We start from the raw sequence: 10,999 nt of genomic DNA on the forward strand, positions 1-10,999 counted from the left end.
CACGGGAATCGTATGACGAAATGTCCTCGACAATCCTCGACGCTCGCCTGTTCCGTTGAAAGCCGTATCGGCCACTTGCTTCCGTGACTTGAGAGCTGAGGATGATGCGCCGCCTACGCAACCGCCGGCAGGTTTCTGGCTATCTCCAGGAGCCCTCGCACGTCCAAGATAAATCCCACTGTGCCGTCTCCAAGAATCGTGGCTCCTGCGATGCCTTCGACTTTTCTGAAATTCTGTTCCATGCTCTTGATGACGACCTGCTGCTGACCTAAAATCTCATCCACCATCACTGCAACGCGCTCCCCCTCTGTTTCGAGAATCAGCAGAATGGCCTCGTGTGGGTCCGTGTATTCCGGCACGTTGCCAAAGACGTCATACAGCCTTGTCATTGGGATGTAGGTGCCGCGGACGTTGACGAGTTCGCCCTTACCGACCACCGTCTTGATGGATTCAGGCTTCGGCTGAATCGATTCCAGAATGGACAACAACGGGACGATGTACGTCTCTTTACCCACTCGCACGGTCATGCCGTCGATAATGGCCAAGGTGAGCGGCAGCTTGAGCGTAAAGGTCGTCCCTTTTCCCGTGGCCGTCTTGATGCTGACCGTGCCGCCGAGACCCTCGATGTTGCGCTTGACGACGTCCATCCCGACTCCGCGACCTGACACGTCTGTGACTTTATCCGCCGTTGAGAATCCCGGTTTGAAGATCAGCGGCCAGATTTGATCGTCGGCCAATTTTTCGTTTTCACCGATCAATCCCTGCTTGACGGCTTTCGCCAAAATCTTGTCCCGGTTGAGCCCGCGCCCATCGTCTTCCACCGTGATACAGATGCTGCCTCCTTCATGGAACGCGTTGAGTCTGATCGTGCCGGTTTCCGGTTTATTGTCGTCGAGTCTCTGCTCGGAAGGCTCCAGGCCATGATCAGCGGAATTCCTGACGAGATGTGTCAAAGGATCTCCGATGGATTCGATGACGGTCTTGTCCAGTTCCGTCTCTTCCCCCGAGAGCACGAGCTGAATCTTTTTCCCTGATTTTGTCGCGAGATCGCGCACAAGCCGAGGGAAACGACTGAATGCAGTGCCGATGGGCAGCATACGAATCCCCATGACACGTTCCTGAATCTCGCGTGTATTTCGTTCCAGCTGCGCCATGCGCTCAAGCAAAACCGGCAATTGACGCATCTCGAACCTGGATCCTAGATCGCTCAACATCGATTGCGTGATGACGAGTTCGCCCACGAGATTGATGAGCTTGTCGATCTTGGCCGTGTCGACGCGAATCGACGTGGTATCGGTCTTCTTCGCCTGAGCGGAAGATTCTTGCTGTCGTTGTTTCTGCAGAGCTTGTTCAACCTGCTGCGGAGTGACGACGTGTTGCTCAACCAATATTTCCCCAACGCGCTTCTGCTGCGATAACGCTTTGTCCAGCATTTCACGGGAGACCGCTCCACTTTCGATAAGGAGTTCGCCCAACGGCTTGGGTTCAGCAAGGCCAGGATGTGAGAGCGGTATGTCGGCCGGGGAAGGCTGAGGAGTCGACGGGCCCTCGGGCTTGACGCCGATGTCTTCAATCAAAAGCACGCTATCTTCGCGAACGAATTCGAATACTCCTTCCACGACTTTCCGGTCCTTGACGCTCTCCAGCTTCATGGTCCAGGAAAGGTAACATCGCTCAGGATCAACTGCGGGCAGGTCGGGAAGCTTGGACGTATCCACCGTCACCGCCGACAGCGTTCCCAGGTCGGACAGCTCCTTGAACATTTGCAACGGATCCAGCCCACGCTGAAATAGCCATTCCGGAGGCGTCCATCTGATGGAATACACACGATTGTTGGTGGCGGCCTGGGTCGCAGCCATTGTCGGCTTGATCGCCATGGGGGGTTGCGCGACGTTGGAACCGCCCGGCGTACAGGATGCCGCCAGTTCTCCCGTCAGCCGTTGGACCGTGCCGTCATCCACCGATGACCCTGTCTTGGCCGCATCAATCAAGGTCTTCAAGCAATCGGTCGATTTCAGCAGGAGATCGGCGATCTGTGGCGCGACAACCTTTTGCCCGTTCCGGAGCAAATCAAGCAGCGTTTCCATCTTGTGCGTAAATTGCGCGACGGCATTAAAGCCAAACATCCCGCTCGTGCCCTTAATGGAATGCGCCGACCGGAAGATTTTATTGAGCAGGTCGAGGTCTTCGGGATGCTGTTCGAGCGCCAAAAGACCTTCTTCGACAATAGAAGGTGTTCCGCCGCCTCCTCAAAAAAGGCGTCTTGAAACTGTGCAAAATCGTTGCTCATGGTCGGCTCCTCGCTCTACATCCTTGCGGACAGCAGGCCGCGTGCGTCCCACCAGCGCATCATGCCGGCAAGACTTTCGCGATCGTCTTCAAGAGCACCTCGGGATCAAAGGGCTTGACGATCCATCCTGTCGCCCCCGCCTCTTTCCCAGACCGTTTCTTATCCTCGGCAGACTCCGTCGTCAGCATCAGGATCGGCGTGAATCGGAAGACGGGTATCTTTCTCAGTTCTTTGATGAGAGTGATGCCGTCCATTTCCGGCATGTTGAGATCTGTGACGACGATATCCATTTTTCGCCCGTCAGAGACCTTCTTGACGGCATCTTTTCCATGCTCGGCCTCTACGACTTGGAAGCCTGCATTCGTAAGAGTAAAAGACACCATCTGCCGCATCGTAGGAGAATCGTCGACAACGAGCGCTGTCTTAGCCATGTGCTACTCCGATGAAAATGAACATAGAAGTCCCCTCTTAGAACAACGTGACGGAATCGTCGTCCGTTGCCGGCCGCGTTGAAGCCGGAATAGACGGTCTCGGCGCCGCAGGTGCACAACCATGGATTCGCCGTTCCGAATCCATGGTGTAACTGTGCTCAAGATCCTTCAGAAGCGATAAGCTGTCCTGCACTTCATGGTCCGGCTTGCCATCGGCAAGATTTTGGAGGTGGTCACGAACCCGCATGAGTGCGTGTTCGACATGCTCCAGCTTCTGCCTCGTAATATCCTGAAATTGGAGCGACATGACGATTTGGCCAACCTCACGAGATAACGTAGGCGCTTCCACGTCGGGAGGATCCCCGGCGATCGTGAGCCGATCCTGCCGCTGTGCCACGCCTTGCAGTTTCGTCATAATCTGGAGTGCGGCCTCTTCAGTCTGTTGGGTCACTGCCGCCATCTGCCGAATCAAAACTGGAATCAACGGTAATGCACACGCCGCGAACGCTTTCCATTCTCGACAAGATTCTGACATCGTCTATTCGCTCAGAGGTTCGGCAAAACCAAGCTGCGTCAGCTTGTTCTCCAGCTCTTTCGAAATATTCATGGCCAGCAACCGTCCGGACTTGCGAGCAGCCCACATGAGCTGGATAGCCGCCGTATCGATACGCTGGGTCTTTGCCAAATCCAAACAGACCAGGCCGTCGTTCTCTAACAGTCGAACCAGCGACTCTTTCAATGTGGCCGCTTCGAAGATTGTGAGATCGCCGACTGGCGCATAGTGCTTTGAATTCGCATCCATGGTCTCTGCTCCGTGCGCCGAATGCAGGTCTTATGCGCAATACGGCGTGTGCGATACCGCTATCGGTTGTGTTGGTAGAGTTCTTAAATCCGGTTAACGCGTCCCTATTTCTTGTCGCCTTTCGTCCGCTGCGAGTGAGGGAGAAAACTTTCAAGCTTTTCCTGCAGCAGGCGCGGGTTTTCTCCCTGTGCCAGACCGACCAAACCCATGATCATCATGGAACGGACGCTGGATTCTTCCTTGAGTTTAAACTTGATCTTGTTCGCCAACGGAAGAAAGAACAGGTTTGCCGCACCAACTCCATACACGGTCGCCACGAATGCGACGGCGATACCTCCTCCCAACTTTGAAGGATCGGCGAGGTTTTCCATGACGTGGATGAGGCCGAGCACGGCGCCCAGAATCCCGACCGTAGGGGCATACCCTCCGGCGGCTTCCCAGACCTTTGCTCCGGCCATGCCTTCTTCTTCATGATGCTCGACCTCGATTTCCAAGATTTCATGGACGGCCTTTGGATCTGTCCCATCGACGATCAGCTGGACACCCTTGGCCATGAACGGATCTTTGATCTCTTTGAGTTTGCCTTCGAGAGCCAGCAACCCTTGTTTTCTTGACACATTCGCCAAGTCCAGAATCAGCTTGATTGTGCCCTTAGCATCAATATGGGGATTGCCGATCGCGAGCGACAGCTTGGTCATCGCACGGATGACGACCGGAAGCGGATTTTGAACGCAGCACGCTCCAAGGGTTCCGCCCATGACAATGATGAAGGCGGTGAGCTGCATGATCGACCCGAGATGTCCCCCCTCAAGGTGCTGCCCCCCGACAATGGATCCAATCGCAATGACAATCCCCAAAATAGTAGCGATGTCCACTTCGGCTGCTTCCTTTCAGGTCAACCTGGGTCGTGAATTACTTGAATCCGAATTCGGAGAGGATTTCGTCGGCTAAGTCCTGCTTCATGGCCATAGACTTGGACGCTTCCAGTTGTTTGAGCATTTCGTCCGCCTTTCCAGTAGACGGCGAGTCTGACCCATGCTGCTCAAGTCCGAAGACAACGACCAACTCCATCAGTTTGTGTTGGACATCGTCCAGAATCGTAACAAGCTTCTTGACGCGCTGCGCCACAAGATCCTGAAACGATAGCGCGGTCATGATTTCCACCAATCGCCTGTCATTTTCAGTCAGCATTTCCGACGATCGCGTGAGCCGGCCCGCCAGCGACGGACAGTCCATCGCCTCTAGTACTTCTTTGGCCTTCAGCAGATCCTTGAGCAAGGCGCTCTGACTGTCCTGAATGAGTTCGGTCAAACGCATGACCTCATGCGTTCCTTCTTCCGTCATCTTATTCAGGTCGTTCAGATGCGCGGCGGCTTGCGGCAGTTGCGCGCTGCTGCTGGCCATCGGGCCGCCGACTTCGGACAGCTTTCGCATAGCGGTGTCGATAAACCGCGCCAGCTCACCAAGCTCCGAATACAATTTCAATTTGCTCTGTTCCACGATGCCTCCCACGCGTTAGGGCACGGATGGCCGGTTGCGCGCTACTTGAAAATCTTCGCCATCTTCTCCTGCATCGTTTCCGCCGTAAACGGCTTCACGATGTAGTTGCTGACGCCGGCCTGAATCGCCTCAACGAGGTTTTCCTTTTGCGCTTCAGCCGTGACCATTAAGACGGGAATATGTTTCAACTTATCGTCCGCACGAATCGCTCTCAGCATATCGATGCCGGTCATGACCGGCATGTTCCAATCCGAGACGACAAAGCCATAGGCGTCCGCTTGAAGCTTCTGCAACCCCTCTTGACCGTTTTCAGCCTCCTCGACATTGCCAAACCCCAGCTGTTTGAGAATATTTCTGACGATTCTGCGCATCGTTGACATGTCGTCCACGACAAGGATTTTCATGTTTGGATCTGCTGCCATGGAACCTCCTCATTCACGGTGATAGCTAAGAGATGGCCTGTGTTCCCAAACACCTCGTGGGTCAGACCGGGCGCCGGTGGGATTCGGAGCAGCCTTCGACCGGTCATCGCCGGTCTCAGCCTCGACACGTAGGGCACCTTGCCCCTGGGCATGACGGAATAGTGCCACCGCATCCCGATTCACCTGGGCCAACCGGAAGGCTTTGGCTTACCCCTGTTGCGAACGACTGTGCATCCATGAATGGATGTCCCCACGGAGGAAGCGCCAATGCTTCCCGATTTTCGATGCCGGCAATTCGCCGACCCGGGCGAGTTTGTACACAGTGGATTTTGGCACCCGGAGAAACCGGGCCACCTCCATCACCGTCAGAATCTCGCCATCCGTAGCTGACACGCCATCAGATTGATGCATGGTTGATGTCGACACCGTATTGTTCATAGCGAATGACGTATCGGCATCATGGATTGAAAACTTGAGAGGACGATGACGGTGGTTACCGTTCCTGAATCTCCACTGACACGAATTGATACTCGAACCGCCAGGTTTTTGACGGACGGCGAAAGAAGCGGCTATCGGTGCCCACACTCCGATGGTCATGGCAGGCAATCGTCTTCGATGCTTCTGGAGAAGGTGAAGGCGCTGTGGGGTGGGTTACGCAGTGGTTACAACCTGGAGCCGTATACAGGCTGCCGGAAACGATGCATTGCCGGGAGCGTGAATTGAGCCAGGTAGCGGAATACCTATGGGTTGCTGCGTTGCTTGCGTAACCGCTCGGCTTGGGTCAGCAGAATATGCCGGATCAGCGCTTCCTGCTCGTCTGCGCTGATCAAGGTGAACTGGGTCGCGATCTCGTGCCCCTGTTCGCCGTGACGAGCGGAATCGACCCTGATGATCCTGGCAGTCGTTTGAATGGGTGTGAACGGCGGAAGAATTAGCTTCAAGGCAAGATCCTGTCCTACGGCAAATTCCCTGCTCGAATAAAACGACACCCCACCCCCGCTCAGGCTCACGTCCGTCACCTGCGCCATGGAGATTCCTTCCGGATGCATTGTCGCGAGGGTTTTCAACGTCAGATCGAGGAGCCAGTCGATCTTTTTCAACCATGGAACCAGGAGCGAGTCTTGAAGCGCTTCCCCTGATCGTGCCAGCAAATCAGCGGTCGGCTTGGCTATTGCCGAAGTGATGGACTCGGGAGTCACTTTGATTTGGTTCGAAACGGCTGCCCCGGGAGATTCCGATAGGAGTCGGTATTCCAGAAGTACCTGATCGTCAATTCGAAGCCATTCGCGGCGGTCGTCGGAAAGGACCATGGAATCAGAAGCAGACTTTACGATGGTTGGCATGAGAGAGTCTTCTTCCCTAAGATTGACTCGCGGGGTCAGAGACGCTGGCTCAACATGGTATTGTGCGTTTCAGGAACCAATGCACCCCGCAACTGTCCCATGGTTTTCCGCGTCGTCGCGACTTCTGCAAGCGACTGCCTCAGCGCAGCCTGAGCGGTTTGTACCATCGCTGCAATGGTGCGATCGATCTCCACGACCCGTTTCGCCAGATCCGCATTATCCAATGCCGCATGGAGCCGCGCTTCCCTCAAATCATAATACGCTCGAACACGGTCCCACATGCCCTGCTCCGCCGCGGTCATGGCCGCTTGAGCTTCACACTCCCAGTCAACTAACTCTGGATAATCGGAATTCATTTTCCTGCGGCGACCAACTCAGTTTGCTGTTGAGCCAATATCCGCCAGCCCTCCCGAAGCGTGGTCAGGCACCGAAGCGGGCCATCTAAATGTTTCGGATCGTTGCGAAGATTCGCCTGCACAAGCTCGGTCATCATGTAGTCATACAAACGATTGAGCGACCTCGCGATCTCGCCGCCACGCTCGAAGTCGAGGACGCTGTTCAATTCTCCAACGATGGAAATGGCACGGCCGAGGAACCGCCCCTTGTCGTTGACATTGTTGGTTTGCATGCCTTGCCGGGCAAGCTCGATCGACTGAATCGCTCCGTCGTACAAGAGTACGATCAATTGAACTCCGGAAGATGTCATGACTTGAGTCTGTTCATATTGTCTCGTGTACGGCGAACTCATAGCGGCACATCTCCCGGTTAGGTCGAGGACGTTGAAGAGAGACCTTGAAGCGAATTTGTCTGGCTTTGAATTTGACGCAGCAACGCGTCAAGAGATGCGAACTGAGCTTTGAGGCGCTCCTCATACGCGCTCAGCCTGTCCTCCTGTCTTGCAATATCGTCGCTGACTCTGGAGATTTCACTGGTAAGGCCGGTTTTGCGCACGCTCAATGATCCGCTGGCAGAGTCATCCAGGGTATCGACCGCGCTGACGAGGGCTTGAGCAAGCCCCTTGAGCGTGCCCTGATTGCTGAACAACGCCTTGACAGCGGTGTAATTGGTACTGATAGCGGTTCCCAACTGACCATCGTCCACCGTAATGGTGCCATCCCGTTCCGTCTTGAATCCGACTTGTCCGACGCTGCCATAGATTGTCGCACCCTCTACGCCCGCACCGAGAGCGGTCCTCAGTTTTGACAACACCGTGCGCGCGGTCGGTTCATTGAAGAAGATGCCGCCCTTCTTGGTCGTCACATCGTACGTGCTTCGTTCGTTGATAAATTTGACGATCTCATTATAGGCCGTCGCGAGAGCCTTGATGTTATTCTTGACCGCCGTGGAGTCCTGGGTGACGCTGATCTGCACAGGGTCGGCCCCGGTGGTCTTGGTCAGTGCCAACGTCACTCCGTTGATAGCATCAGAAATGCTGTTCGAGGTGCGTTCGATCGTGATCGGATTGAGGGCCGGATCACCGATGACGACCTTGGCATTCTGAGCTGCCTGGAGAACATCAGTTCCACCGGTACCGGTGGTATTGCCGAAATCCAAGTCGGTTCCGTCGGCTACAATCGTGATCGCGCCCGCGCTGCCTGAAGTTGTGGCGTTCAGGACAAGCCGATAGGCCGGCGCGGCTTCGGTTCCGGTATTGACCAGAGAAGCCGTCACCCCGGCTCCCAAATCGTTGATCTTGCTGCGGAGGTCACTCATGGTCTCGGTCGCCTCCAGGGTGACCGTTTGGTTCGAACCGGTTCCGACTTTAAACGTGAATGTGGCGGTGCTCCCGCTGACAATGTCGGTCGTCTCACTGGCCACGGCTTTCGTCGCCTTGTTGGTGATCTGATTGGATTGGGCGAGTTGGAGAACTTTTACGCTGTACGTCCCCGCGATGGCGGTAGACGAAGCCGTCACCGAGAGGACCGTGGGATCGCCGACCGAAGCAGTTGTCCGATCGTATGAGGTCGGAAGACGAAGTGCGTCGGCCGCGCTTTGCAATGCGATCAGTTTGCCGCCGAGCGTGGTGAGATCGGTCAGTTTGTTGTTGAGGTTGGTTTTCTTCTCATTCAGTCGATCAACCGGCAGGCGTGAAGCCTGCACCAGTTGATCGACGACTTGACCAAAATCGATACCGTTCCCAAGCCCCCCGAAGCTGATACCCGCCATGCTACATCCTTGTAGACTACACTAGGCCTGCTCGCGAAGGAGCAAGCCTTTTAAGTCCGGCAGACTCTTTGCCAAGTTCAACAATTCCTCGGCGGGAATCTGTCGGATGACCTCGTGTGAATCACCGTTCACGATCTTGACGACCACGCGCTGCAGATCGGGATCGATCTCGATCTCCAGGTGCGAGTCGGTGTTCTGCAATATCCGCCGAATTTTGCCGACCGCCTCCTGGAGCGAGACGCGTACGGCTTGATCGGCGCCGGTCTTTTCGGAGTCTGAACGCTCCTCTGTCGCATGCAGACGGGTTTCCTCCGTCGCATCACTCCGATGGCTGGCTTTGGCTGGGAGATCCGCCTTTGGTGTAACACTGTGAATCATGGCAGCCTCCTGTCAGAGCCCTGGCCGGCCCTCTCCCCGTCGGGAAGAGGGCCGGTCAATGGTATCCGACGATTACCCTCGAAGCAGTGCCAGCGCCTGTTGCGGCAATGTATTTGCCTGCGCCAGGGTGGCAATACCTGCTTGCACCAGAACCTGGTTCTTGGTGAACTGGGACGTTTCATACGCGATGTCGGCATCGCGGATCCGGGATTCTGCAGCCGTGAGGTTCTCACTGGAAATCTGCAGATTCGCAATCGTGGCCTCAAACCGGTTCTGCAGCGAGCCGTACTCGGCTCGTGCCGTAGCCACCGCGCTGATCGCACTGTCGATATTGCTCAGCACGCTTTGCGCGTTCGCCGATGTCGACACGTTGACCGACGACAAACCCAACGATGACAACGTCAGGTCATTGAGATCCAGCGACAGGGTATTGCCTGTGCCGCTCTTGAATCCCACTTGAACGCTGAAGCTGATGGTGCTTCCGCTGGTCAGGGCCTGTCCGTTGTATTCCGTGACCGTTGCGATACGGTCGATTTCGGAGCGCAACGCGACGAACTCCTGATCGATGTAAGACCGTTCGGTCGCACCGACCGTTCCGCTGGCCGATTGAGAGGCCAATTCGCGGAGGCGGGCCAGCAAGGATCCGATCGTCGACGCCGCGCCGTCAGCAACCTGGGTCAAGCTGATGCCGTCGGACGAGTTTCTGACAGCCTGATTGATGCTGCGGATGTGTGCGCGCAACGTCTCGGACAGTCCGAGACCGGCAGCGTCATCGGCCGCGCGAGTGATCCGGAGACCAGACGACAAGCGCTCGACCGAGCGGCTCAACCCCAGGGTGTTCACCGAGAGATTTCGCTGAGCCGCAATAGATGCGGGGTTGTTGTTCACGATTAAAGCCATGGACCATTCCTCCTTGGAAGACCGAACAGGATTGTGAAGTTCGCCTCTCGCATCCGTGCAGAGACGTATACACCGCTCACCCCCATGAGACGGTTGCCTTCCTTATCGGCTGATCCGGGACCTACTTGAGCTGAGCGAGGAATGAGGCACATGGGATGCATCTCTCCAGCAATCGACAACAATGAGCAGCCGCTAAGGTTCGAGACGTGGAAGAATTTCATATTCCAGGACGTCGGCCATGAGTACGGAATCGCCTGCCTCTCTAGCCTTCAAGAGTTCGCGAACGGATGTGGCGAGCGTTTGGCCAGCACCGTGAGTCTGACCAGTCCCGTCGGTCGTCTGCAAACACTCGAGATAATCGGCGAGTGTTCCCAACCACAAGTCCAAACTGTTCAGTGTGTGCCGCCCTGATCGCAATGAATCGACAAGGCTGATTCCCTCGGCACGAATCGAGGCTGAAAATCGACTGATGGACGGACGAGCGGATTGCACGATATCTCCGCGCGACTGCGAGACGGCCGTCAATCGAGAGTATTGGATGGCCTGTTCAGCCAAGAATCCGGGATCGAGATCTCGATCTGTGATGTTTCGCTGGTCCACAATGAGGGATGTCACGATGCGTGCCCGCGCATGTGCGCGCTCGCTGACGTCGGCCAGCACTTCTCCCAAAGTTGTTGTCCCCGTGACTTCCCATTGTTCCTGATCGAGCGTGACGTGCATGGTGTCTCTCCTTTGTGTTTCCAGTCTGGCCATGCCTCGCTGTTGAG

Annotated in this window: 15 protein-coding genes; all 15 read right to left on the reverse strand. The window is 55.8% G+C overall.

Features of this window, described 5'->3' with window-relative positions; genetic code table 11:
• Positions 1–113: 113 nt before the first annotated feature.
• Complete coding sequence (locus W02_RS09195; RefSeq protein WP_197742194.1) at positions 114–2,210, reverse strand: chemotaxis protein CheA; 2,097 nt, start codon at positions 2,208–2,210, stop codon at positions 114–116.
• Between the two features lie 139 nt (positions 2,211–2,349).
• The gene (locus tag W02_RS09200; protein WP_173046963.1) at positions 2,350–2,721 is read right to left on the reverse strand and encodes a response regulator; all 372 of its coding nucleotides are present in this window, start codon (positions 2,719–2,721) and stop codon (positions 2,350–2,352) included.
• A 37-nt stretch (positions 2,722–2,758) separates the two neighbouring features.
• Positions 2,759–3,256 carry a hypothetical protein gene (locus W02_RS09205; RefSeq protein WP_173046965.1) on the reverse strand — a complete coding sequence of 166 codons (498 nt, stop codon included), beginning with the start codon at positions 3,254–3,256 and terminating at the stop codon, positions 2,759–2,761.
• Between the two features lie 3 nt (positions 3,257–3,259).
• Positions 3,260–3,523 (reverse strand): lipid asymmetry maintenance protein MlaB, encoded by a 264-nt coding sequence (locus W02_RS09210; protein ID WP_173046967.1) that lies wholly within the window; start codon positions 3,521–3,523, stop codon positions 3,260–3,262.
• 104 nt (positions 3,524–3,627) lie between these two features.
• Positions 3,628–4,398, reverse strand: a complete 771-nt coding sequence (locus W02_RS09215; RefSeq protein WP_173046969.1) for a flagellar motor protein — start codon at positions 4,396–4,398, stop codon at positions 3,628–3,630.
• A gap of 37 nt (positions 4,399–4,435) precedes the next feature.
• Positions 4,436–5,023: a protein phosphatase CheZ gene (locus W02_RS09220; RefSeq protein WP_173046971.1), complete on the reverse strand. Its 588-nt coding sequence runs from the start codon at positions 5,021–5,023 to the stop codon at positions 4,436–4,438.
• Between the two features lie 41 nt (positions 5,024–5,064).
• A complete protein-coding gene (gene cheY, locus W02_RS09225; protein WP_232068700.1) occupies positions 5,065–5,445 on the reverse strand; it encodes a chemotaxis response regulator CheY in 381 nt (126 codons plus the stop codon).
• A 207-nt stretch (positions 5,446–5,652) separates the two neighbouring features.
• Positions 5,653–5,856 carry a helix-turn-helix domain-containing protein gene (locus W02_RS09230; RefSeq protein WP_173046973.1) on the reverse strand — a complete coding sequence of 68 codons (204 nt, stop codon included), beginning with the start codon at positions 5,854–5,856 and terminating at the stop codon, positions 5,653–5,655.
• 329 nt (positions 5,857–6,185) lie between these two features.
• On the reverse strand, positions 6,186–6,788 hold the full coding sequence (locus W02_RS09235) for a PilZ domain-containing protein (RefSeq protein ID WP_173046975.1): 603 nt from the start codon (positions 6,786–6,788) through the stop codon (positions 6,186–6,188).
• Positions 6,789–6,823: 35 nt separating this feature from the next.
• A complete protein-coding gene (locus W02_RS09240) occupies positions 6,824–7,144 on the reverse strand; it encodes a hypothetical protein (protein WP_173046977.1) in 321 nt (106 codons plus the stop codon).
• Positions 7,141–7,536: a flagellar export chaperone FliS gene (gene fliS / locus W02_RS09245; protein ID WP_173046979.1), complete on the reverse strand. Its 396-nt coding sequence runs from the start codon at positions 7,534–7,536 to the stop codon at positions 7,141–7,143. Before fliS ends, W02_RS09240 begins: the two co-directional genes overlap by 4 nt.
• A 17-nt stretch (positions 7,537–7,553) precedes the next feature.
• Entirely contained in the window at positions 7,554–8,954 is a 1,401-nt protein-coding gene (gene fliD, locus W02_RS09250; RefSeq protein WP_173046988.1) for a flagellar filament capping protein FliD, read from the reverse strand.
• Between the two features lie 21 nt (positions 8,955–8,975).
• Positions 8,976–9,332, reverse strand: coding sequence for a flagellar protein FlaG (locus W02_RS09255; RefSeq protein WP_173046990.1), 357 nt, complete (start codon positions 9,330–9,332; stop codon positions 8,976–8,978).
• Positions 9,333–9,404: 72 nt separating this feature from the next.
• Positions 9,405–10,232 (reverse strand): flagellin, encoded by an 828-nt coding sequence (locus W02_RS09260; RefSeq protein WP_173046992.1) that lies wholly within the window; start codon positions 10,230–10,232, stop codon positions 9,405–9,407.
• Positions 10,233–10,424: 192 nt separating this feature from the next.
• A complete protein-coding gene (locus tag W02_RS09265; RefSeq protein ID WP_173046994.1) occupies positions 10,425–10,952 on the reverse strand; it encodes a hypothetical protein in 528 nt (175 codons plus the stop codon).
• Positions 10,953–10,999 lie beyond the last annotated feature (47 nt).

It is taken from the genome of Nitrospira sp. KM1, assembly GCF_011405515.1.
Lineage (GTDB): Bacteria > Nitrospirota > Nitrospiria > Nitrospirales > Nitrospiraceae > Nitrospira_C.